Origin of the sequence: Streptomyces rishiriensis (genome assembly GCF_003112535.1) — a bacterium.
Lineage (GTDB): Bacteria > Actinomycetota > Actinomycetes > Streptomycetales > Streptomycetaceae > Streptomyces > Streptomyces rishiriensis.
The window spans coordinates 1-24,081 of sequence record NZ_BEWA01000030.1 but is presented as its reverse complement, the minus strand read 5'-3'; the positions used below and the strand labels follow the sequence as shown (position 1 = coordinate 24,081).

16 protein-coding genes and 1 pseudogene are annotated in these 24,081 nt (G+C 72.6%); 5 read left to right on the top strand and 12 right to left on the bottom strand.

The genetic code is table 11. The features are described from left to right. Position 1 precedes the first annotated feature (1 nt). The 10 genes from Sri02f_RS37400 to Sri02f_RS37355 form a co-directional block, all read right to left on the bottom strand. Positions 2 to 1,525, bottom strand: a complete 1,524-nt coding sequence (locus Sri02f_RS37400) for a right-handed parallel beta-helix repeat-containing protein (RefSeq protein ID WP_109005768.1) — start codon at positions 1,523 to 1,525, stop codon at positions 2 to 4. A 14-nt stretch (positions 1,526 to 1,539) separates the two neighbouring features. Continuing rightward, positions 1,540 to 3,513, bottom strand: coding sequence for a heparinase II/III family protein (locus tag Sri02f_RS37395; protein ID WP_109005767.1), 1,974 nt, complete (start codon positions 3,511 to 3,513; stop codon positions 1,540 to 1,542). After that, positions 3,510 to 5,762, bottom strand: a complete 2,253-nt coding sequence (locus Sri02f_RS37390; protein ID WP_109005766.1) for a bi-domain-containing oxidoreductase — start codon at positions 5,760 to 5,762, stop codon at positions 3,510 to 3,512. Before Sri02f_RS37390 ends, Sri02f_RS37395 begins: the two co-directional genes overlap by 4 nt. Before the next feature lie 17 nt (positions 5,763 to 5,779). Continuing rightward, positions 5,780 to 7,714, bottom strand: a complete 1,935-nt coding sequence (asnB, locus tag Sri02f_RS37385) for an asparagine synthase (glutamine-hydrolyzing) (RefSeq protein ID WP_109005765.1) — start codon at positions 7,712 to 7,714, stop codon at positions 5,780 to 5,782. Positions 7,715 to 7,717: 3 nt separating this feature from the next. Next, positions 7,718 to 9,271, bottom strand: a complete 1,554-nt coding sequence (locus Sri02f_RS37380) for a Wzz/FepE/Etk N-terminal domain-containing protein (protein ID WP_109005764.1) — start codon at positions 9,269 to 9,271, stop codon at positions 7,718 to 7,720. Continuing rightward, positions 9,268 to 10,647 (bottom strand): acyltransferase, encoded by a 1,380-nt coding sequence (locus Sri02f_RS37375; protein WP_109005763.1) that lies wholly within the window; start codon positions 10,645 to 10,647, stop codon positions 9,268 to 9,270. Before Sri02f_RS37375 ends, Sri02f_RS37380 begins: the two co-directional genes overlap by 4 nt. Then, positions 10,637 to 11,917 carry a glycosyltransferase family 4 protein gene (locus Sri02f_RS37370; protein WP_109005762.1) on the bottom strand — a complete coding sequence of 427 codons (1,281 nt, stop codon included), beginning with the start codon at positions 11,915 to 11,917 and terminating at the stop codon, positions 10,637 to 10,639. Before Sri02f_RS37370 ends, Sri02f_RS37375 begins: the two co-directional genes overlap by 11 nt. After that, positions 11,898 to 13,259, bottom strand: coding sequence for a nucleotide sugar dehydrogenase (locus Sri02f_RS37365; protein WP_109005761.1), 1,362 nt, complete (start codon positions 13,257 to 13,259; stop codon positions 11,898 to 11,900). Before Sri02f_RS37365 ends, Sri02f_RS37370 begins: the two co-directional genes overlap by 20 nt. A gap of 82 nt (positions 13,260 to 13,341) precedes the next feature. Continuing rightward, entirely contained in the window at positions 13,342 to 14,826 is a 1,485-nt protein-coding gene (locus tag Sri02f_RS37360; RefSeq protein WP_109005760.1) for a sugar transferase, read from the bottom strand. 1,227 nt (positions 14,827 to 16,053) lie between these two features. Further along, positions 16,054 to 16,410 (bottom strand): hypothetical protein, encoded by a 357-nt coding sequence (locus Sri02f_RS37355; protein ID WP_109005759.1) that lies wholly within the window; start codon positions 16,408 to 16,410, stop codon positions 16,054 to 16,056. Between the two features lie 1,127 nt (positions 16,411 to 17,537). Between Sri02f_RS37355 and Sri02f_RS37350 the strand changes: the two genes are divergently transcribed. Further along, a complete protein-coding gene (locus tag Sri02f_RS37350; protein WP_167467694.1) occupies positions 17,538 to 18,212 on the top strand; it encodes a TetR/AcrR family transcriptional regulator in 675 nt (224 codons plus the stop codon). A 269-nt stretch (positions 18,213 to 18,481) separates the two neighbouring features. Here the strand turns inward: Sri02f_RS37350 and Sri02f_RS37340 are convergent. Further along, positions 18,482 to 18,964: pseudogene (locus tag Sri02f_RS37340) on the bottom strand (MarR family winged helix-turn-helix transcriptional regulator); the annotation flags it as partial. A gap of 115 nt (positions 18,965 to 19,079) precedes the next feature. Between Sri02f_RS37340 and Sri02f_RS37335 the strand changes: the two are divergent. Then, entirely contained in the window at positions 19,080 to 19,595 is a 516-nt protein-coding gene (locus Sri02f_RS37335) for a YceI family protein (RefSeq protein ID WP_109005757.1), read from the top strand. A gap of 7 nt (positions 19,596 to 19,602) precedes the next feature. Here Sri02f_RS37335 and Sri02f_RS37330 read toward each other — a convergent pair whose 3' ends face one another. Next, positions 19,603 to 21,297 (bottom strand): hypothetical protein, encoded by a 1,695-nt coding sequence (locus Sri02f_RS37330; protein ID WP_109005756.1) that lies wholly within the window; start codon positions 21,295 to 21,297, stop codon positions 19,603 to 19,605. A gap of 237 nt (positions 21,298 to 21,534) precedes the next feature. Here Sri02f_RS37330 and Sri02f_RS37325 point away from each other — a divergent pair, with 237 nt between their 5' ends. The 3 genes from Sri02f_RS37325 to Sri02f_RS37310 all read left to right on the top strand — a co-directional run. Further along, positions 21,535 to 21,924 (top strand): cell division protein SepF, encoded by a 390-nt coding sequence (locus Sri02f_RS37325; RefSeq protein ID WP_109005755.1) that lies wholly within the window; start codon positions 21,535 to 21,537, stop codon positions 21,922 to 21,924. Between the two features lie 715 nt (positions 21,925 to 22,639). Further along, positions 22,640 to 23,758: an AAA family ATPase gene (locus Sri02f_RS37315; protein ID WP_174855789.1), complete on the top strand. Its 1,119-nt coding sequence runs from the start codon at positions 22,640 to 22,642 to the stop codon at positions 23,756 to 23,758. Next, positions 23,755 to 24,081, top strand: a 327-nt coding sequence (locus Sri02f_RS37310; RefSeq protein WP_109005882.1) for a nucleotide pyrophosphohydrolase, incomplete at its 3' end; no start/stop codon positions are given. The genes Sri02f_RS37315 and Sri02f_RS37310, both read left to right, overlap by 4 nt.

Sequence of the window (24,081 nt, the reverse complement as noted above, 5' to 3'; positions counted from 1 at the left end):
CTCAACCACCGTCCCCGGCGCGCAGGGTGCTGCCCGTGTCCTGCCGGTACGGCGAGCCCCGCCACTGCTTGAAGCCGAGGGTCCGGCTCGCGTCGTGGACGACGAAGGTCCATGGTCCGACGTAGACGTTGTCGTGCCAGCGGTTGTGCTGCCGGCCGGTGATGGCCTCGGCCACCCGCTCGCCCTGGTAGGGCGACCAGTCCGGATAGGTGCCGTAGTTGGACAGCACCGCCATCCGGTCGCACATCACCGTGCAGCGCATGACGGACTTGTCCAGCACGAAGCGGTTGTCGTGGACGTCCACCCGCTGGGTCTTCCACCGGCAGTCGGAGTACAGCGGGGGCCCGGTGATCGCGGGCTGCACGCAGCGGCCGGTGTTCTTCACCAGCAACGTGCAGTCACCGGAGGAGGTGTTGGCCGGGCTGTTGCAGAACCGGTCGGCGTTCTCCCACAGGGTGATCCCGGACCAGTTGTCCTCCAGCACGTTCCGGTAGACGTCGATCTTGTCCGTGCGGGCCCGGATCCGCGGTTCGCCGCCGGACTCGGAGAGGTAGACGGTCGCGAACGGGAAGGTGTCGCCGGCGGCCGCGCGAGCGCGGCCCTCGACCCAGTTGTTGCGCCGGATCGTGTTGTCGCGGACGACCGCGTTGTAGCTGATCTCGTAGATCAGCGCGGCGCCGTCGTTGTCCTCGATCAGGTTGTCCTCGATGAGGAAGTCGTTGTTGTCGGTGTCCGCCCACAGCCCGGTGCCACGGTTGTCGTGCACCCAGTTGCCGCGTACGTCCGCGCCGTCGACGGCCCAGAACTTGACGCCCCCGCTGCAGCCGCAGTCCGGCCGCCGGCGCTCCCAGTCGTCCGTGTTGTTGCCGGCGATCTCGTTGCCCTCGACCACCAGGCCCTTCAGCCGGCCGCCCTCCTTGTAGGCGTTCATGCCGTACTGGCCGTTGTCGCGCAGGCAGCTGGAGCGGACCTGCTGCCGGGCGCCGGCCATCAGTCCGGCCCCCGAGTTGTCCCGGATCGTCGCGTGCTCGATCACCCAGCCGTCGGCCGAGTCGTGGTTGACCACGCCCTCGTCGCGGGGCGCGACGAACTTCTGCACGGTCAGATAGCGGATGACGACGTCGCGGGCGTCACCGCCGAACGCGTAGTGGTTGCTCTTGCGGCCGTCGAGCACCGCGCCGGGCGCGCCGACGTAGACGTCGCCCTCCTTGGGGATCACCTGGTCGTAGCGGTCCGACATGAGGGTGTGCGTGCCCGGCCGCAGCCAGAAGGTGGTGTGCGCGGGACTGCTCTCGGTCTTCGCGGCCAGGTCGCCGGGCACCGCGGGGTCGACCGTCACCGCGCCCGAGGGCGCCGCGGCCGGCCCGGCGGCGGGCTTGGCGCACACTCTGGCCGCGGACGGGGAGGGCGCGGCCGTCGGCTTCGGCGTCGCGTCCGTCGTGCCGCCGTCACAGCCGGTCGCCGCCAGCAGAGCCAGCGCCGGCACTGCCGCCGACAGCGCCCGGCGCCGCCACGTGATCCCCACGCGTCCTCCCCTCCCTAACCGTGGAATGCGAGCACGGTGGTGAAGTCCTCCGTGCCGTCGGTGAAGCCGGTGCCGACCAGGGTGGTGGCCGGTTCCTTGCGTCCGAAGCCGGCGGAGTACCAGCCCAGCGGCGGGTCGCTCTCCCCGCGGTGCGCCCCCCAGGACAGCTGTCCGGGCAGGTCGAGCACCGCGGAGCGGTCCTCGCCGTCCCGGGTCCAGGTGAGCGCCGCCCGGTCGTCCGCCAGGTCCGCGGTGATCGACGGCCCCAGGTGGAACGCCAGACGTACGGCCCGGCGGGGGCCGCGCACCTCGTCGACCACCCGCAGCTCGCTCGCGGACGTCAGCTCCACCCGGCGTCGGTGCACGGAGGGCCGGTAGCCGTCGTGCTCGGCGCACCAGCGGACCGTCCCCCCGTCCCCGTCCCCGGAGGGGTCCGCGACCAGGACCCGGCTGCGTGCGTGCCGGGTCCACAGGAACGGGCCGCCGGAGACGGACTGGTCCTCGCCGTCCAGCTCCAGGGTGTTGTGGCCGAGGGTCGAGCGGAAGTACCGCCGCCACTCGGGCTGCCCGTGGTAGCAGAACGTCCCGGGGTCGGCCAGCACGTCGATCCCGTCGTGCCGGACCTCCACGGACAGCGCGTCCGCGTGGGCGTGCGCGGCGATGGACAGGAATCCGTGCGGGCCGCCGTCGCAGCGGCACCAGATCTTGTCCGGCCCCCGCAGGACGGTCATGCCGGCGTCGGCGAAATGAGCCGGCCGGTTCGCCGGGCGGGACACCGCCGGCGTGGCGCCCTCCTTCGCGTACGGCCGGACGAGCGCGGCCAGCAGCGGGGTGCGCACATCGGTGCCGGTCACCGTCGGCCACCAGGCGAGCCGGCCGAACACGGCCTCCCCGGTCGCCAGCAGCGAGCCCCAGCGATCGGTGCCCGCGCCGTCCACGACCAGACCGTGCCCGTCGTCCGCGTCCCCCTGGCGCGGCGGCCGCAGCCGGTCGTCCACGACGGCCGCGAGCGCGTCGGTCATCCGCAGCAGCACCAGCCGCAGCGTCGCGGGGACCGGCACGTTCGCGGCGTCCGCCTCGGCCACCGCCGCCAGACCGAGCTCCAGCACCAGCCCGTGGTACTCGCTCGCCAGCTCGCGGTTGAGGCCGGAGGGGAAGGTGTTGGCGCGCAACTGCCGCTCCAGCGACCGCAGTGCGTCGGCCCGCCAGCGCGCCGAGGCGGGGAACCAGTCGAACGCGCAGGCCGCGGCGGACTGCCCGGCGGTCTCGGCGATGACGTGGTTGTTCGCCGAGGACCCCCGGCTCGGGAAGGCCGCAAGCCAGCGCTGGTGGTGCCAGATCTGCCGGTGCGCCACCGGGTTGCCCTCGAACAGCTCGGCCGCGCCCGGCCAGCCGTCGAGCAGCCGGCGGATCCACACCCAGGACAGCAGCCGGATCCCCAGCTCGATGCCGCTGGTCCAGTGCACGCCGCGCAGCGGCGCGTTGGCCGCCCACCACGACCGCAGGTGTCCGGCCACGCGCTCGGCGTAGCGCTCGTCGCCGGTGACCGCGTAGGCGGCGGCGAGCACGGTGAGGTACTGATGCCGGGACAGTTCCCAGATCTGCTTGATGTCGCCGACCGCTTCCTCGTCGCGGTACGGCACGTCGAAGGCGTAGACCTGCGGGGCCCGGCGCCCGGTCTTCGGGTCGTGACACCAGTCCGGGTCGGCCAGGTCGTCGCGGGGCACCCCGAAGTACTCGGCGTGCCCGGCCATCAGCCGGTCCGCCTCGGCGACGAGGCGTTTCGCGGCGTCCGGCGGCACCGCGGCGATCGCCCCGGCGGGCAGCACCGCGGTGAACCGGGCGCCGCTCACGCTCGGGCCGTCCGGCGCCGCCGAGCGCCACCGCCGCCTGCGCACCGCGTCGACCGCCCGGCCGCCGACCTCCCGCGGCCCCATCCGGGACAGCCGCCGCAGGTACCACAGCGGACTCCCCGAGCTCGCGGTCATCGCGTCCTCGCCAACGTCACCGGCGCGCCGCTGCTCAGGCCGGTCCGCACGGCGAGGGTGGCCGCCGTGGTGGCGACCAGCGACTCCAGCGGCACCGGCATCGGGCCGCCGGTCCGCACGGCCTTGACGAACGCGGCCAGTTCGGCGGACTGACCCTTGTCCCGGGCCTTGGGCAGCCGCGAACTGACCCACCGCTTGCGGCCGTGGACCGAGGCGCGGACGAAGTCGTCCAGCCGCAGCACCCTGCCGTCCGCGATCAGGTCCAGCGTCTCCTTGGGAAAGCCGGACGAGCCGGTGGTGACATAGCTGACGGTGGCGGTGGAGCCGTCCGGGTAGCGCAGCACCACCTGCAGGTCCTCGTTGCCGGGCGTCGGGACGGTGTACACCGAGACCGGGTCGGCGTCGAGCAGCCAGCTGGCCGTGTCGATGAAGTGCCCGCCCTCGCCGACGAACCGCGAGCCCTCGGCGCCCTGCTGGAGGTACCAGCTGCCGCGCTCCAGACGGCCCGCGTTGACGAGGTAACGCAGACTCGCCGGCCCGCTCCGCGCCCCGAACCGCTTCTTCGCCTCCTGCAGCAGTGGCGCGAACCGGCGGTTGAAGCCCACCTGCAGCCGGTCGTTGCCGGACTCCTCCACCGCCGCGAGCACACCGGACAGTTCGTCCTCGGTGAGCGCCAGCGGCTTCTCCACGAACACCGCCTTGCCGGCCAGCAGCGCTTTCCGGGTCAGCTCGGCGTGCGAGCTGTGGCGGGTGACCACGAACACCGCGTCGACGGACTCGTCGCCGAGCACGGCGTCGAGATCGGTGGTCGCCCCGGCGAAGCCGAACTTGCGCTGCGCGTTGGCCGCGGACAGCGCCGTCGTGGTGACCACCGTGGACAACTCGACGCCCGCACGCTTCGCCAGGTGCGGCAGCAGCATCGACGTCGCGTAGTTTCCCGCGCCGACGAACGCCAGCCGCACCGGCGTCCCGGCGGCCCGGGCCGGGGCGGGCGCCGCGCCACCGCGCCGCACCGCGGGCACGGCCACCTCCGGCGTCTCCGCCTGCCGCGCTTCCCCTGTCCGTCCCGCTCCCTCCGCTCCCTCCGCTTCCCCCGCTCCCTCCGCTTGCCCCGCTTCCCCCGTGGAGCCGGGGTACCGGAACAGCACGGCGACGGCCTTCAGCCCGCCGTCCTTCAGGCTCTGATACGTCTCGACGGCGTCGTCGAAGTCGGCGACGTGGGAGACCAGGGGTTCCACGTCGACGCGGCCGCGGGCCAGGAGATCGAGGAAGCACGCCAGGTTGCGGCGCTCGGTCCAGCGCACATAGCCGATCGGGTAGTCCCGCCCCTCCAGCTCGTACTCCGGGTCGTAGCGCCCGGGGCCGTAACTGCGGGAGAACCGGACGTCGAGCTCCTTCTCGTAGTACGCGTTCCACGGCAGGTCCAGACGGCACTTGCCGATGTCGATCACCCGGCCGCGGTCGCGGCTCATCCGGGCGGCCAGCTCCACGGGCTGGTTGCTGCCGCCGCCGGCGGCCAGGTACACCTGGTCCACGCCGTGACCGCCGGTGAGTTCGGCGACGGCGCTCTCCACCACCGAGGAGTCGGGATCGCCGCAGGCCGCCGCGCCCAGCCGCTCGGCGAGCTCGCAGCGCGCCGGGTCGGGGTCGACCCCGACGACGCGGACTCCCGAGGCGGCCAGCAGCTGCACCACCAGCTGCCCGATCAGTCCGAGGCCGATGACGAGCGCCACTTCGCCGAGCTGCGACTCGCCCTGGCGCACGCCCTGCAACGCGATCGACCCGACGGTGCCGAAGGCCGCGTGCCGCGGCGCGAGGCCGTCCGGCACCCGGGCGTAGAGGTTCTTCGGTACCCAGTTCAGCTCGGCGTGCAGCGCGTGCTCGTTGCCGGCGCAGGCCACGAGGTCGCCGACCTTCACCTCGTCGATCCCCGCGCCGACCTGCTCGACCACCCCGCACAGCGAGTAGCCCAGCGGCGTGTAGGAGTCCAGCTTGCCCATCACCTTGCGGTAGGTGGCGGGCACCCCGTTGGTGGCCACGCTCTGCACGACCTTGGCCACCTGGTCCGGCCGGGAGCGGGCCTTGCCCAGCATCGACATGCCGGCCTCGGACACCTTCATGAGCTCGGTCCCGGTGGAGATCAGCGAGTAGGCGCTGCGGACCAGCACACCGTGCGGCCTGCACCCCGGCGCCGGCACCTCGAGCAGCGCCAGCTCGCCGCTCTTGTAGTTCTGCACAACCTGTTTCACCCGAAGTCCTCTTGTCTCTACGCAGTCGGGGGAGAGTTCTGGCCGGAACCGGAGGTCGCGCCGCGGTACCAGTACTCGAGGGTCAGCACATGCCACAGATGCTTGGAGAAGTCCTGCTGTCCGGCGGCGTCCTCGGCGACCATGCGCGCCAGGGCGTCGCGGCGCAGGAGACCCGAGCGGACGAGCTCGCCGTCGTTGACCACCTCGCGCACCAGCGGCGCCAGATCGCGGCTCATCCAGGCCCGCAGGGGGGCGCTGAACAGGCCCTTGGGCCGGTACACGATCTCCCGGGGCAGGACCGAGGCGGCCGCCTCCTTGAGGACGGCCTTGCCCTGCCGTCCGACGATCTTGCGGTCGCCGGGCACGCTGAACGCCGCCCTGACCACCTCGACGTCCACGTACGGCACCCGGACCTCGGTCGACGCGGCCATGCTCGACCGGTCCGTGTAGGCGAGGTTCAGACCCGGCAGGAACATCCGGGCGTCGCCCAGGCACATGCGGTTGACGAAGTCGTCGAGGTCGTTGTCGCGGTAGACGTCCGCGTGCTCGGTCAGCACGTCGTCGACCGTCCCCGCCAGGTCCGGATCGATCAGGGCGAGCAGCTCGCCGCGGTCGTACATGGTGTAGCTGCGCCGGAACGCGGTCTCCTCCGGCAGGTCGGCGAAGGAGAGGAACCGCTTCGCGAAGCGCACCGACCGGTAGCCCCGGCGGGCCGAGGCGACGGGCAGCCGGTCCACGGCCGCGGACAGGCCGCGCCGCAGGGGCCGCGGGACACGCTGGTAGCGCAGCGCGAGCAGGTTGGCCAGGTGCTTGCGGTATCCGGCGAACAGCTCGTCGGCGCCCATCCCCGAGAGCATCACCTTGACCCCGGCCTCCCGGGCGGCCTGGCAGATCAGGAACGTGTTGATCGCGGCGGGGTCGCCGATCGGCTCGTCCAGGTGGTAGGTCATCCGCGGCAGCAGGTCGAGCACGTTCGGTGCGATCTCGATCTCCCGCAGGTCGACGCCGAACCGCTCGGCCACCTGCCGGGCGTAGCGCAGGTCGTCCGGCATCGCCTCGAACCTGGCGTCCTCGGCGCGGAACCCGATCGTGTAGGCGGAGATCCCGGGGCGGTCGCGGGCCGCCAGCGCGGTCAGGTAGCTGGAGTCGAGACCGCCCGACAGGAAGGTCGCCACCGGCACGTCGGAGAGCAGGTGACGCCGGGTCGACTCCTCGACGACGGCCGCCAGATCCGGCAGCTCGCCGCTGCGGGCGCGCTCCCTGCCCTCGGCGGCGACGTCCCGCAGGTTCCAGTAACTGCCGCGCTCCACCCGGCCGTCGGCCCGGCAGCGCAGCCAGGTCCCCGGCGGCAGCTTCTCCGCCTCACGGAACGCGCACCGCGAGTCCGGCACCCAGTAGTACAGCAGCGAGGCCACCAGCGCCGCGTGGTCCACCTCCAGCGACCCGCCGGTCACGGCGGCCAGCGCCTTCAGCTCGGAGGCGAATACCAGGCCCTCGCCGCGCCGGATCAGGAACAGCGGCTTGATGCCGAGCTGGTCGCGGGCGAGCACCAGGTCACCGGTGCGCTCGTCGAAGACGCCGAACGCGAACATGCCGCGCAGCCGGGGCAGACAGTCCGTGCCCCAGCGCCGCCAGGCCTCCAGCAGCACCTCGGTGTCGGAGGTGCCGCGGAAGCGCACCCCGGCGGCCGCCAGTTCGGCACGCAGTTCGGGCGCGTTGTACAGCTCCCCGTTGTACGTCAGGACGAGGCCGTCCGAGACCATCGGCTGGGCGCCCGTCTCGGACAGGTCGACGATGGCCAGCCGGCGGTGCCCGAGCTGCACCTCGCCGTCACCGAGGGGGTGGCCGTACCGGCCCGCCCCGTCCGGACCGCGGTGGGCGAGGGTCTCGGTGAGCCGGTCGGTCACGGCCTTCCCGTCCGGCCACCGGTATGTGCCTGCGATGCCACACATGTGCTACCGCGCCTCCTGGTCGCTGTCCGGGACCCGTGCCGCCCACATGGGCGGCCGCTCCGTCCCCCGCCGTCCTTCGCCCACTGCCTGAACGGCGTGGGAGGCACCCCCGCCGTTCTGCCGGGCCGGCCGCTCGCCATGGCCGCGCAGCGCGGTGTGCAGCCCGTTCCACAGCGTGCCGTCCGTCCGGTCCCGCGGGTCGGGGTCGATCAGCACCACGCCGATCACCTCGATGCGCTGGTCCGCGAGCTGCCGTGCCACGGTGTGCAGCCACGCTGCGCTGCCGTGCCCGGCCCGCACGACGAGCACGGTCCGTGTGCCGAGGTACTGCAGGTCGGTCCACGCCGCGCCGGGCGCCACCGAGCCGACGCCCAGCCGGCGCTCCTCCGGCGGCATGGCCGCGGCCCGCTCGCCGGTGACCACGGCCGGGTCTCCCGGCTTCGGTCCGCGGCCGGAGAGCTGCCGGCCGGGCAGGGCGTCGACCACGGCGACCGGCCCGTCCTCGGCCAGCGCCCTGGCGAGGTCCATGGCGATCACGCTCGTGTTGCGCGCGCAGCCCAGTTCCAGCAGCGACACCGGTCCCACGGAGCCCCGCACGGTGCGGGCCAGGGACGTGGTGAGCCGTTCGCGCGCCGCCCGGACCCGGCGCCGCTGCCATCGCCCGGCCGGCCGGTGGGGCAGCTCGGCGATGACCGAGGCGCCGAGGTTCGCGGCGATCTCCCGGCGCAGCACCGGACGGTCCGCCACCACCGCGCCGACCGCGGCCGCCGCGAGCCCCAGGAAGAGCCCCAGGAAGAGCCCGATCGCCGCGTCGGTGGCAGCGGCCTTCGGCAGGGAACCGCGCACCGCGTACGGGGCGTCCACGATCTGCGTGCCGGCCACGAGCCGGGGCGTGCCGATGCTCGCCTCCGCGGCGCGCTGGCTGAAGTCGGTGATCTGCGAGGTGAGTTCGGCCCGGCGGGCGTAGAGGGACTCCAGATCCGCCGACGAGTCCGGCCCGCTCGCCGCGCTGCCGTCCCCGATCGCCTTGTTGACCTGGGCCAGTTGGCCCTTCAGCTGGTCACGCTGGTCGAGCAGGGCCTTGGCCTCGGCCTTCGAGGACTCCTGTATCCGCTTCACATGGTCGGCGACGAACGCGTCGGCCAACGCCCTGGCCCGGCTCACCGCTTCCGCGTCGCTGTCCCCGGTCACGGTGATCTGCAGCATGTTGTTGGTCAGACCGCTGCCGCTGTAGTGCCGCATGAAGTCCTCGGCCTTTTCCCGGGACCCGAGGGACGTCAGGGCCTTCTCGGCGATCCGTGTCGTCTGCAGCAGTGCGACGTCGGTGCGGATCAGCGTGCCGGGGTCGTTCGGCTGGTCCTCCTCGTGCGCGACGAGAATCTTGGTCACCGCGGTCGGCGGCTGCGGCAGCAGGAACGCCACCGCCGCGCCGGCGAGCAGCCCCAGCAGCGCGAGGGACGACCAGAGGCGGCGCCGTCTGCGCACCGCCGCCACCAGAGCCTGGAGATCCAGCAGCGGAGCGGCGGCCGATGGCTCCGCGGTCGTACTCGTCGTCACCCTGTGACCCCCGTCGCGTCGTCCCGTTCGCCGTCGAAGCCCACGAGCGCCGGCACGGCGGCCCGCGGCGGGTCGTCGGCCGACCGCGTCGCACGGACCGGACCGGCGAGGACGACGCCGACGACCGCGTGCTTGGCGTCCGCACACGCCTCGGCGATGCCCGCGAGCTCCGCCGCCGTCCAGGCGCCGGCGCTGACCACGACCAGCGCGCCGGACTCGTGGTGGTCGCGGTCCGGCACCATCGGCCGGGACACCGCCACCGCGACCGCGCGCAGCGCCGGATCGCTCCCGGCCTCGACGACGAGGTGCCCGGCGGCCCGGCGGGCGGTCTCGTCCCCCTCGGGGAAGACGACCAGCAGCCGCTGCGGGCCCGGCCGCCGGTCCCGGAGACGGGCGCACACCCGCCGGTAACGGATCCGCCTGCTGGCCTCGTCGCCGGAGGACTGCGGGGCCGGGATGTCCCATCGCACGTCGAGGCCCAGCAGCCGGCGGACCCAAGCCCTCGGGCCACGGCCCTCCGACCGGTGCGTGGGCCGCCGAACGGGTACGTCGACGGTCCCCAGCAGGGCCGAGCCGAGCGCCGCGGTGATCTCGGATTCGCCGCGCAGCCGCCGGCTCATCCGCGCGGCGGTGAGATGTCCGATGACCGCGCACAGGAGGAACAGCAGCGCTCCGCCGGCGATGAGCTGCGTCCTCGTCGGCGGCGCCTCGCCGGTCGGCCGGGCCGCCGACCCCATGACGACCATGTTCTTCGCCTCGTCGCCCGTCGGATCGGCCTGCTTGATGGTGCTGATGGCCTCCCGCAGCGCGGTGCGCAGCTTCTCCAGCTCGGTGCGGGTCTGCACGCTCTCGACGGTGTTTCCCGGATCGGTCGCGGCGGACAGCTTGCTGATGCGGCGGCTGGTGTCCTCCACCGACTGCTGCAGCGCGGCGAGCTCCTGCGCCGCCTCCGGGCTGGCGCTCTCGCTCGCGATCCGCGTGGCGTAGGAGACGAAGTCCTTGGCCACCTGGTCGGAGAGCCGCTGCGCACGCTCCGGCGTCTCCGCCGTGCCGGAGATCTTGATGATGTTCCCGTCGGTGGCCTTGGCGCTGACGCGATCGCGCAGGTCGCTGCCGCTCACCCCGGGCCAGCCGAGCGTGGCGGCCGCGCGGTCGACCACCACCGAACTGGTCGCCACCTCCGTCTGGGTCAGCAGCTCGCGCTCCTCCCACGTCCCCGGCAGCAGCACCGACGACGAGGTCGTGTAGCGCGGGGGGAACAGCACGGAAGCGCCGTACCCGACGAGCGCGCCCACCAGGGCGTACAGGGCGAGCACCCGCCAACGCCGACGGATGATCCGCCCGATGGTGACCAGGCGTATCGTGTCATCGCTCAACGGTGCGGCCTTCCCCTGCCCGGTCCGGGTCGCGCGCGGTCACCGCGGACCGGTCACGGCCGGCAGCGGCGTACGCGGCGAGCAGCGCCCGCTGGGAGTTCCGCCAGGAGAGCGGCCCGCTGATCCGCTCCTGGCCGATCCTGCCCATCCGGTCCCGCTCCTGCGGATCGTCCATCAGCGCGGCGACGAGCCCGGCGAACGCGCTCTCGTCGTTGGCGGGCGCGTAGACGGCGGCGTCGCCCGCGGAGACCCGCGCCTCCCGCAGGTCGAACGAGACGATGGGCCGGCCCATCACCATGTACTCCAGGACCTTGTTCATGGTCGACACGTCGTTGAGCGGGTTGTGCGGGTCGGGGGAGAGGCACACGTCCGCGGTGGACAGGTAGCGCACCAGGTCGGCGTCCGGAATGCGCCCCGTGAACTCCACCTGCTCCGTGAGCCCGAGCCGCCGCGAGAGCTCCACCATCGCTTCGAAGGTGTCGCCGGCGCCGACGAACACCGCGTGCCAGTCGGTCCGCCCGAGCTCGTCGCGCAGCTTCGCGAGGGACCGCAGGGCGTAGTCGACCCCGTCCTGCGGACCCATGACGCCGAGATAGCACAGCAGATAGGGCTTGCCGCGCTTCAACTCCGGCTCGGGCGGCACGGGGTGGAACCGGTCGACGTCGGGCGCGCTGCGCACCACGAACACGTCCGCCGGCCGCCGGCCGCCACGGCGCACCGCGACGTCCCGGTAGCTCTCGTTGGTGGCGAGCACGATGTCCGCGGCCCGGTAGGTCCGCCGCTCCAGCGCGCACACCGCGCGGTAGAGCAGGTCCTCGCCGCGGCCGAACCGGGACAGATACAGCTCGGGAACCAGGTCGTGCTGGTCGAAGACGAACCGCGCGCCGCGCCGCTTCAGCCACAGCGCCGGCAGGAACAGCAGGTCGGGCGGGTTGCAGGCGTGGACCACGTCGACCGGGCCGACCTTGCGGGCCAGCCGGAGCGTGTGCCACAACGCCGTTCCGTACTCCCGCAGATAGCCGGCCGGCCCTCCGGTGGCCGCGCGCAACGGGTAACGGTGGATCCGCACCCCGTCGACCTCCGCCTCCGGCTCCGTGTCCCGCTTGCTCCCCTGCGGACAGATGACGTGCACCGTCCAGCCCGCGTCGCGCAGCGTCGTGCACTCCTGCCACACGCGCCGGTCGAACGGCACCGACAGGTTCTCCACCAGGATCAGGGCGCGCCGGTCCGGCCGGCCGCCGCTTCCCGCGTCACCAGGCAAGGCCCACATACCCCGGTTCGGCCCGGCGCGCGTCGGCGTCGGGAAGGTGGACGAGGTCGATGATCACCGGGGCTTCGCCATGGGGCAGCGCCGCCAGCACGGCCGGATCCCTGGTCCCCACCAGGCACACCTCGGCGTGGTCGAGGACCTCCTCGACGGAGTCCGCGAGCAGCTGCGCGAGGTGCGGCAGCCGGTTCTCGATGTACTCCCGGTTCGCCCCGAGCAGCCGGGACAGGCTCACGTTCGCGTCGTAGATCTTCAGGTCGTACCCCTTGCCGAAGAGCCGCTCCGCCAGCTCGACGAGCGGGCTCTCGCGCAGGTCGTCGGTGCCGGGCTTGAAGGACAGCCCGAACAGGCCCGCCCGGCGCTTCCCGGTGCGCTCGACCAGCTCCACCGCGCGCTGCAGATGGTCGGAGTTGGAGGGCAGCACATGGGACAGGATCGGCACCGAGACGTCGGCCCGCTGCGCCGCGTGGACCAGGCTGCGCAGGTCCTTGGGCAGGCAGGAGCCGCCGAAGGCGAAGCCGGGCCGCAGATAGGCGGGGCTGATGTTCAGCTTGCGGTCGGCCAGGAACACGTCCATCACCTGGTGCGAGTCCACCCCGAGCGCCTGGCACACCGCGCCCAGCTCGTTGGCGAAACCGATCTTGAGGCCGTGGAACGCGTTGTCCGCGTACTTGATCGCCTCTGCCGTCGGGACCGGCACCCGGAACACCTCGCCGGGCACGCCCTCGTACAGCGCCAGCACCGCGTCGCCGCTCGCCGGGTCGAGCTCGCCGACGACGGTCTTGGGCGGGTCGAAGAAGTCCCGCACGCTCGTGCCCTCGCGCAGGAACTCCGGGTTGACCGCGACCCCGACGTCCACCCCGGCCGTGCCGCCGACGAACTTCTCCAGGATCGGCACCAGCAGGTTCAGACACGTGCCGGGGAGCATGGTGCTGCGGAACACGACGGTGTGCCGGCCCCGTTGCCGGGCCCCCTCGGCGAGCGCGGCCTCCTCGGCGAGCGCGGCCCGTTCGGCCAGCGCGGCCCCGATCTGCTCGGTGACCCGCTCCAAGTACGTCGTGCACAGACTGCCGTTGGGCTCCGACGGCGTGCCCACACAGACCAGCGAGATGTCACTGTCCATGACCGCCTCGCGGACGTCGGCGGTGGCGCGCAGCGCTCCCGTCCGCACGACCTCGGCGATGAGCTCGCCGATCCGCTCCTCGACGACCGGCGCCTTGCCGTCGTTGACCAGGTCGACCTTCACCTGGTTCACGTCGACGCCGACGACCTCGTGCCCCATGCCGGCCAGGCACGCGGCCGACACGCAGCCCACGTAGCCGAGCCCGAAAACGCTGACTCTCATGACCCGTTCCTCCCCCAGGCAGACCCGCTCGGGTCTGCGGTCCGCGCACCGGCGAAACCGTTGAGTTGCGGCACCCCGCCCATCAGTAGGCCCCCTGCCCGTAGAGCACCGCACGCAGCGTCTTCCACAAGATCACCGTGTCCAGGGCGAGCGACCAGTCCTCCACGTACCGCAGGTCCAGCCGGACCGCCTCCTCCCACGACAGGTCGCTGCGTCCGCTGATCTGCCACAGACCGGTGAGTCCGGGCTTGACCAGCAACCGCCGCCGGATGTCCGGGCCGTAGGCGGCGGACTCCTCCGGCAGCGGGGGCCGCGGACCGACGAGCGACATCGATCCGCTGAGCACGTTGAACAGCTGTGGCAGCTCGTCGATCGAGTACCGGCGCAGCACCGCGCCCACCCGGGTCACCCGTGGATCCCGGCGCAGCTTGAACAGAGGGCCGGCGCCCTCGTTGAGGCCGGCCAGCTGGGCACGCGCCCGGTCGGCGTCGGCGACCATGGTGCGGAACTTGAGAATGGTGAACTCGCCGCCGTCCTTGCCGACTCTTCGCTGGCGGTAGAACACCCCGCCCCGGCTGTCCATCAGCACGAGCAGGCCGACGCACACCATCAGCGGCGCGAACAGCACCAGCAGGATCGCCGCGCCCATCCGGTCGACGACCCCTTTGACCGCCCGGCGGCCCCCGGTGAAGGTCGGCATGCTGACCCGCAGCAGCGGGATCCCCAGCACCGCGTCGATGTGCAGCCGCGGGCCGGCCACCTCCATCAGCACCGGAGCCACGACCATCTCGGCGTCGCTGCCCTCGAGGTTCCAGGCCAGCCGCTGCAGCCGGCCCGGCGACCAGTGCGGGTCCGGCGTGACCGCGACGACGCGGTAGCCGTCGGCGTGGACGTGCTTGGCGACGTCCGCCAGCCGGCCGACGACCGGCACTCCGTCCAGCAGGTCACCGTCGAGCACGGTGCCGTCCGTCGTGCACACCGCGTCCACCCGCCAGCCGAGATGCGGGAACTTGCGGGTCCGCGCGATCAGATCGCGGACGGTGTCCGGGCTCCCGGCGGCGAGCACCGGTCGCAGACACCGTCCGTCCTTGCGCTGTTTGTGCAGCCCCAGCCGCAGCACGTATCGCGCGGTCATGGTGACCAGCGCGATCGCCGGGATCGCGACGAAGATCCAGAGCTTGATGTTGCGCGAGGTGAGGGCGATCCCGCCGAGCGCCAGGGCGACGGTCGCCGCGAACAGCGAGCGTCCGAGCCGGCGGAACTCCTCGGCGCCCTGGCCGAGCACGGCCGGAACCCAGGCCCGGCTCACCGCGAGCGCCCCCAGCACCAGCAGCTCGGTGCCGAACGCGAGAATGCCCCACTTCTCGTGCCAGTTGGCCGCGTCCCGGGCCCCGAAGAAGTTGCCGATCCCCGCCACCACGAAGGCGGTGGCCACGGTGTCGCTGGTGATCACGGTACGGCGGTACCGCTGCTCCCAGTCGCTCGCGGGCCGGCTGACCGCTCCGTTCGCCAGACGCCCGCGCGCCGGCGGAGACGGAAACGGGCTGACCAATTCCCCTTGCCGCACAGAAACCCCCCAGGTTCCCAGTGATTCGACGTGCTCGCCGCCCGGGAGGCCCCCGCCTCCCGCACTGTGCCTCCCCTCGGGAGGTCCCCGCCTCCCGCACTGTCGCTCCCCCCGGGAGGCCCCCGCCTCCCGCGCCGCGCTGCTCCTCCTCTCGGGAGGCCCCCGCCTCCCGCGCACGACATGCCGGCTACCGGCTATTGCAGAGCCACTCGAGCAACCCGCTCCGACGGCAGCGCACACGCCTGTTCCGCCGGAGTCTCGAGGTGCGCGGAAACCCTTCGGGACCTCGGGTGCTCCCCGCACTCAAGGCCCTCTCGGGTTCCGTGAATTGATTCCCCCTACGTCTGGCGCCGGGAACGCGACTACAGGCTTTCTCCGGTGCCGGACCTATTGATCATTACGGGTTGCCTCATGTCCGAACGGCTGAAGCAAGGTCAATCTAGACCATCGAAGCCGGTATGAAGAGAGGATGTGTGTAATTTGTGCTTAAGCTTTGATTCTTGATCAATCGGCCGGTGACCAGCCGCGGACGCCCCGCTGCCACCACCCGCTCCACCAGCCCGTCCGGCCCCTGGGCGCCGCCTCCGTGCCGCAGTGATCACCGCTCTGCACAGGGCCTCTCAAGTCGCCTTCTATGGGCCTCAGTTCGAGGATAATCACCCGCCGCACGCCCATCGGGACGCACTCCCGGGGGCGCCGGGCGGGGTGGCCGACCGACCCGTGCGGCCGGGGGTGCGAGCTGACTTGGCGATGTCGTGCGGCCTGGCCGAAAGTCCTGAAAACGTGGCCCGCCTCAGGGCTTTACCCCGCGGGATCAACGGCTATTTCCTTGCCGGGTGCTGCCCGGATATGTATGCGTCATATTCCATGACCCTGCGCGCGTCGCCCCGCCGCACGCGAATTCCAAGATCGTCTTCATCGGTCGTCCCGGCCGGTGAACGGTGGCAACGAACGCGGTGACACTCGCGCACCGTTCTGCTCGGTCGGAGGGGTCCGGGAGCGGCGCGCCCCGTCCTGGCGTACACCGACCCGGCCCTCGGCCTCCCCGACTCCGGTGCGGGTCCGACCTGCGCCCCCGTCGGACCCGCACCGCGTCGAACGGCGCCCCCGTCCCGGCCGGCACCGCCCGGCGGCCGGGACGGGGGCGCAGGGGCGGTGCCGGGCGGGCGTCGGCTCAGCGGCCGACGTCGGCTCGGCGGTCGCGTCGGCTCAGCGGCCGGCGTCGGCTCAGCGGTCGGAGTAGCTGAAGTCGCCGACGGTCCAGGCGCTGACGTCCTCGATGGCGACGCGGTACATGCCCCCCGTCTCAGGGATCCCCACCGTGCCCTGGAGGATCCGGGCGACGTGGAAGTGCAGATGCGTAGGCGGCCCCTCCGGCCCGGGTGGGGCGAAGACGGCGGAGAACTCGCCCAGGCGGTCCGAATCCGTCAGCACCTCCGACACCCGCTGTCTCCACACCGCCTCGGGGGCCAAGCGACCGGTGATGACAGCGCCACCGGTGACCACGGTCAGGGACATCTGGTTGCTCTGCTCGGACTCCACCAGGGCGGCGACGGCGACCAGCAGTTCGTCAGGCTTCGACACGAGACAGATTGTATTCACCGGCCGTCCGGCTGGTTGGGCAGTAGGGCGTTGCCGGGCCGGACGGCCCCTCGCCGTGCCGCCGGGCCGGGCCCGGACGCCGTGAGCAGTGCGATCACCCGTGAGCTGATCGCGATGGGTTACCTCATGTTCCAGCGCGCAGAAATCTGTACCCGTCGGAGTAGACATTGTGCAGGCGGGTGGTTATGGTTTCACTCGTAGCCGAGATCGACGAGATCGAGCAGGGCCCGGCAGAAACGAACTGCCGGGAGCAGTACGTGCAGTACAAAGCAGTACGCGTAGTAGGCAGTTCGCAGGACGGTGCGGTGGTGGAGTGTCGAAGCCAGGGTTCTCGCAGGACGGCGACGGGACTGACGACCGCACCGGGTGGCCCGCAGTGATCAGGGGCCGCCGGGAGCAGTACCGCAAGGGCAGTACCCAGCAGCAACGCAAGTGAGCAGCACCTCGGTGAAGGCGTCGGCTGCGGACGCGCGCACCGGGAGGTTCGGCAGTGGGGTTCCAAGCCAGAGCAGACGCAGGACGGGCGACGGGGCTGGCTGCCGAAGGTGGCGCTCGGTGAGGCCACCGGTCGTCGGAAGTACCGGCAGTGCGGCAGGACGCAGCAGCACGCACCGCCCGCTTGGTAAGTGATCGGTTCAGAGGGAAGAGCGGAGGACGTCAGCGCCATCAGGATCGCCCGGGCGGAAGCCTTGAACCCGGGTACCGCAGGACATCGACAGTGAGGTGGTCTCCGGTCAAGCAACCGCGATCCCCGCGCCCCCGACAGCGTCTCGGTCGGGTCAGCGGACAGAGAAGGCCGGCGCAGCAGTAGGGCCGGCAGATGGTGTAGCAGCTCCTTCGGGGCCCTGGTGTCAGCACGACACCGGGGCCCCTCGACCGTGCGGGGCGCCTGACAGGCCCCTCGAGGCCGGTCTGCCCGACAGGCCCCCTCCACCCCTGCACCCCTCCCCCCTTCATTGCGTACCGGACATCGAGGGTGAGGCGAGCCTCGGGTGTCGGCGCACCCGGAGACTCCGGTCAGCGGCCCTTCCCGTCCCCGGCTCGCTGTCGGGGCGGCCTTCCGCCAGAATGGCCCCCCGTTCGTCCGTACCGAACCACCGAGGTTTCCCGTGTCCCACTCCGTGGCCCGCGAGCCGCAGCGGCGCAATTCGCGGTCCAACCGGGCTCGCATCCTGGCCACGGCCCGACAGGAGCTCGGCCGGAATCCGGACGTCACGCTGGAGGAGATCGCCCGGGCCTCCGGTGTCGTACGGCGCACGCTCTTCGGCCACTTCCCGGGCCGCGCCGCACTGCTGGAAGCGCTCGCCGAGGAGGCGTCCGAGGCGCTGCGAGGGGTGCTGGAGGTCGCGGTACGGCCCGACGAGCCGGCCGAGCGGGCGCTCGCGCACTTCGTGTGCGCGATCTGGCCGGTCGGCGACCGCTACCGGCTGCTCCTCTCACTGGCCCAGCGCGACCTCGGCGTCGAGCGGGTGGCGGGGGTCCTCGCCCCGGCCCGCGACGAGGTCACGGCGATCCTGGCGCGCGGGCAGCGGGACGGCGTCTTCCCCACGCATCTGCCGGCCGCCGTGCTGAGCGCCGCTCTTGAGGGGTTGCACATCGCGCTCCTGGAAGAGGTCAACAGAGGCGCGCTGGAGGACGACGGGACGCGTACCGCCGTCGCCACGCTCGTCGCGGCCGGTGTGCCGGAGGGGAGCGCCCGGGCCGTCGTGGACGACGTCGTACGGACGGCGACCGCGACCGCCGAGACCCCGACCGAGGCGGGCACGGACCGTCCCGGCGGCTGAGCCGGCCGGAGGGGCGCTCGCGTCCTGCCGCTCTACGCGACGACCGAGGGTTCCGCCCCAGGCGTCAACTCCGACTCCGACTCCGACTCCGACATCGCCCCCGTCCCGGCCTCGTGCTCCTGCCCTGGCGCCCGCCCGGTACACGGCTCCGGCTCCGGCTCCGGCTCCGGCTCCGGCTCCGGCTCCGGATCCGAATCCGGATCCGAATCCACCGGCTCCGAATCCGGCTCCGGCTGTCCCTGTGGCTCCATCGGTGGCTTCGCCGACGTTTCCGGCAGCAGTCCGATCAGGGCGGCGCACTGCTCGGGTCCCATGACGTGGGCCAGCGCCTCGGTGACCGTCTCGGAGAGCGCGGCGGAGGCCTCCCGCAGCAGTTGGCGCGCCTTGTCGGTGAGGGCGATCTCGACGCCGCGCTTGTCGCCGCAGACGGTCTTACGGGTGACGAGCCCGGCGTGCTGGAGGCAGGCGACCTGATAGGTCAGACGGGTCTTGGGGCGGCCCAGGAGTTCCGCGACGCGTGTCATGCGCAGACCCTCGCGGGGGAGTTCGGCGAGCAGGCACAGCACCAGGAACTCGTCGTGCGAGACGTCCAGACGCTCCTTGACCACGGAGCGCAGCCGCTGTTCCACCGCCCCCGTCGCGGCGAGCAGCAGCATCCAGCCACGCAGCTCGGGGGGCAGCAGGCCGGTGCCGGCGCCCTGTTCGGAAGGACAGGACGGCAGGTCGGCGGGGGTGTCAGCGGGGTCTGCCATAGCTTCGAGTGTATCCGCTGTCCAAATTTGCATGACCTGGTTGTTCAGAATTGGATAACCCGATAGCGTGGTCGTGACAGCATCATCCAAATTTGGACCACCAAGGAGGACGGTCATGACCGTCGCCGTGCAGACCGGACTGTGGAAACTCGACGCGGGTGCGTCCACCGTCGCCCTGAAGCAGAAGACGATGTGGAACCTCGTCACCGTCAAGGGCGTTTTCACCGCCGTCACCGGCGGCGGCGAGGTCGGTCCGGACGGATCCGCCACCGGCGCCCTGACCATCGACGTGGCCTCCCTCGACACGAAGAACCCCAAGCGCGACGCGCACCTGCGCGGCGCCGACTTCTTCGACGTCGACAACCACCCCGAGATCACCTTCGTGGTGCGCACCGCCGAACTCGGCGCCGACGCGACGGTGCAGGTCTCCGGCCAGCTGACCGTGCGCGGCATCAGCCGGCCCGAGTCCTTCATCGCGCGGCTGACCCAGGCGGACGCCGACGCGGTCACCTTGGACGCCGAATTCAGCGTCGACCGCGCCGAGTTCGGCATCGGCTGGAATCAGCTGGGCATGATGCGCGGCCTGACCGTCGTCACCGCCACGCTCCGCTTCACCCGCACGGCGGCCTGACGCTCCATCAACGCGCCTTTCCTCGCAGAGCTGTTCCCACATCCGTGCTCGACAACGTCCGGGGCGTCGCGGTGAAGGCTCGCAGCCGGATCCGCACGTTGGGGCGCGGGAGGCGGAACTCCCCCTCGGACGGCCGGAGTTCGTAGGCTGCCGTGGCGTGGGCGGGCAGGGAACGGGGCCCCTTCGTGATCGTCCAGTAGAGGCCCGTGCCCTGGCCCGTGGTGAGCATGAAATGGGGTGCGAGCGCGCTGTCGCCGGTGTTCTCCACCCGAAGGGCCAATGACGTCAAGGCAGTCGGCGAGGACCGTCCGACCGAAGTGACTCGCATGTCCAGCGGGGGCGCCCCCGTCGCCGCCGTCACGGCACACGCCAGGGGCGGGACCAGCACGAGCACCACCGCGGCGATCCGGGCCGGGCGCCCGCGCCCTCCGGCCGACCGGTGCGGACGAGGCTGCCAGGCGCCGGCGAACTCCGACAGCGGAGCGGTGACCGCGGCCGCCGCCCACAGCGGCGTCATCATCAGGTAGTAGCCGTCCTGGGAACGGGTCGCCACGAAGAAGGCGCACCAGGGCAGCACCGTCGCCGCCGGACCGAGCCGCCGCACGAACAGCACGAACAGGGTCAGCAGCGCCGCCGCGAGCAGCATGCTCGCACGGCTGTACCAGTCGAGCCGGTCGCTGCCGTCCGTGAGATACAGCGAGACGTCCACCAGGCCCTGGCCGTGGATCACCGCGCCCTGCGTGAACGGCAGCACGATCCCGCCGAGCCAGGTCCGGGGCTCGTGCACGACGAAGTACACGTCGATCAGCAGCCATACGGCGACGGCGGCCCCTGCGAACCGCAGCAGCACGCCCGCCGCGGCTCGCCCGCCGAGTTCGCCGCGGCGCACCGCGTAGAGACCGGCCAGCAGGAACGGTGTGACGAACCACGGCAGTTGCTGCGCCGCGCACGCCGCGCCGAGACAGGCGGCCCGCGCGAGCCCGGCCCCGCCGAGCCGTCCGCCCCGCCCGATCCGCGGCCAGCGCACCGCCACCGGCATCAGCAGCGCCAGCGCCAGGATCGCCGGGTAGCCCTGCCGTCCGTACATCGGCAGGAACGAGAAGCCGAGGCACACCATGGTCGCCGCCGGCCGCCACGGCGTCGGCAGCATGCGCCACAGCACTGCCGCGCCGACGATCAGCGCACCCGTCGCCATCGCGGTCGCCGGGGCCCCGCCGTGCCCGATCCACAGCAGCGGCGCGGTCAGCAGCGGACCCAGCGGGGGGTAGCCGTACGTGTAGTCGTAGCCGCCGTCCGCGGTGGGGGTGAGCGTGATGCCGTGGCCGAAGAGCCAGGGCCAGGGCCGGCCGTAGATCTGGTCGCCGTCGACCAGCGCCCGGGCGGCCTGGGTGGTGAGGACCGCCTCGTCGCCGCCCCCGTGGTTCATCGCCCACGCGCAGAGCACCAGCGTCACGCCGGTGAGCAGCACGCACAGGTCGACCCGGGCGAGCGAGCGGCCGCGCCGGACCACCAGGGCGAGCACCGCGCAGACCAGGATCGAGACGTAGCAGAGCGAAATGGCCACGGCCACCGGCAGCCGGTGGCCGGCCGCCTGCGACCAGATCGTGCGGGTGCCGATGAAGAGGCTGACGGCGGCCAGCAGCGTCAGGACGCGGTGCCACTGTTCGGGCGGCCCCTCGCCGTCGGCGGCCGTCGACGCCATCGGCTTCCGGTCCGTTGTCACGGGCGCTGTCTCTGCCGCATACACGGTTCCGTACCGTAATAAGGGCTGGTGAACGCGGTGCGCTCGGAGGAGGAAGTTCCGGTGTGCCCAGGGTGAGCAGCGGCCGCTCTGCACCCAGGCCGGTGGCGGATCGTGTCGCTGTTGGGCCGAACGGGTTACTTGGCGTAAGAATTGACTGGTGCATGCATTGAAGGCGAGTCAGTTCGGGGGGTACCGGTGAACCGTTACGACGTCACCGATGAACAGTGGGAAGGGCTCGCTCAAGTCGTTCCGTTGCGCGGCCGGGACGCATGGCCGTCGGCGGTGGACCATCGCTCGCTCCCGGACGCCGAGACGGAGACCAGGCGCCGCTTCGTCGTGTTGCGCGTCAACGTCTTCGCGGACGCCCGCGAGGTCGCCGAGACGCTCATGGCGGGCATACCGGTGCTGCTCGACCTGACGGGCGCGGAGACGGACACCGCCAAGCGGGTCCTGGACTTCTCCACCGGGGTCGTCTTCGGACTGGCCAGCGGAATGCATCGGGTCGACCGCAACGTCTTCCTCCTCACCCCGCCGGGCACCGAGGTGAGCGGCCTCATGGAGGGGGCGGGGGCGCCCGGCATCTGAGACGCGGACGGGCGACCGCGCGAGCAGCCGTCCGCCGGTGCGCGATGTTCCGCACCGGCGGGCGGCTGCGCGGCCGCGCAGCCGCGCGAACAGGGCGCGGAGACCCGGCGCGGCCCTCACGGTCGCCCGATCGTAGGAAGCTTGCCCGGGCGGAACGGTTCGCCCGGCAGCGGAGACCTACCGTCCGCATATGCCCTCCCCGCAGTCCACTTCCCCGCCGTCCCCGCCGTCCCCGCCGACCTCCTCCGCACCCTCGCCCCAGTCCTCCTCGTCGCCCTCACCACGGTTCTCTGCCAAGCCGCCCCCGCAGACCTCTGCCGCACCCTCGTCCTCGCCACCGTCTTCCGCTGCGCAGGCGCCATGCGCCTCGTGCGGAGCCGACCCGCGGGTGACGTCCGGCTCCGCACCGCACCCGGAGGCCGCGCCCGCCGCGCCGACGGACCCCCCTGACCCGACGACCGCCCAGGCGTCGCCACCTGACGCCCTCCCTTCGGCAACCCCGTCGGCCGACTGTGTCCCGTCGGCCGACTGTGTCCCGTCGGCCGACACCGTCCCGCCGGCCGACACCGTCACGTCGGTCCACTGCGTTCCTCCGATCCGCCCCCTTCCGTCCTCGGCGTCCGGGGGAGGCCCGCCGACGGTGCCCGCGCAGACGCCGGCCACGGCACAGGAGCGGTCCTCCGCCCGCGAGAGCCCTCGCGCGACCCCTGCCCCCGTGCGGTATGTGCGGCCGTGCGTCACCGAGTTGCGGCTGTCGGCGTTCGCGGGGCACCGCCGGGCCCGCTTCTCCCTGGGCCCCGTCACGCTGTTCGCCGGGGCCAGCGGCAGCGGCAAGAGCAGTGCGCTGCGGGCCTACGAGGCGCTGGCGCGGCTGGGCGGCGGAGCCCTGCTGGGCGAGGTGTTCCCCGATCCGGTCGCGTGCGTGCCGCAGGGCGCGCGGCCCGACGCCCAGCACCGCCGGGGATTTCGCATCGGATGCACGGCCGACGGACCCGGCGGCCCGGTCCGGCTGGACGTCGCCGTGCAGGCCGAACCCGAACTGCGCATCGTGGGGGAGCGGTTGAGCGCGGGAGGCGTCGTCCTGCTGGAGACAGCCCTGCGCGACCCCGGGCGCCGCACGGTGCAGGCCGCCTGGCACACCGGCGGCGCCGCACCGGTGACGCGCGCCCCGCTGCCCGACGACCGGCTCGGCACCGCGTTGCTGCCGCTGCGCGTGGCCGGCAAGACCGACGGGCAGCGACAGGTGCTGGCGGCCGCCGAGCAGATGGTGGTCGCGCTGCGGTCGGTGTTCGCCTGCGACCCCCAGCCCGACTGGATGGGCGCCCCCGTGCCCACCGGCACCGGTCGGCTGCTCACCGGATGCGACAACCTCGCCGACGTCCTGTGGCGTACCCGTCAGGAGTGCGGCCGGCGCCATGCGCAACTGGTCGCCGCGCTGTCCGCCGGGTCCACCGCACCGGTCGTGGACCTGCGCGCCGAACCGCTCGACGACGGCACGGTCCGGGCGGTGCTCGACCGCGCCGACGGCGCCCGGACGGAGCTCGCCCGGCTGGGCTACGGCGAACTGCGCTATGTCGCCCTCGCGCTGGTGCTGCTCACCGGGCCGGGCGTCCTCGACGTGGACCCGGCCGGCGAGGTGCCGGCCGCGATGCAGACCCTCACCCTGCTCGCCGACGGCCTCGACCGCGGCCTCGACGCACGGCAGGGCGCCGAACTGCTGCGGCTGGCCGTGCGGATGGCCGAGCGCGGACACATCCGCTGCGTCGGCGCGGTCAGCGACGCGACCCGGGCCGCCCGGACCGACGGGGTGACGGTGGTACACCTGGGGCCGTGACAGAACAACACCTCGATGTGGCGAAGCTGCAGCGCAGACTGGCCGAGTTCGCGGCGGCGCGGAACTGGCAGCCCTTCCACACCCCCAAGAACCTCGTCTCGGCGCTCAGCGTGGAGGCGTCCGAACTGGTCGAGATCTTCCAGTGGTTGACGCCGGAGGAGTCCGCGCGCGTGATGGACGACCCGGACACCGCGCACCGGGTGACGGACGAGGTCGCCGACGTCCTCGCCTATCTGCTGCAACTGTGCGAGGTGCTCGGCGTCGATCCGCTGACGGCGCTGGCCGCGAAGATCGACCGCAACGAACTCAGGTTCCCGGCTCCC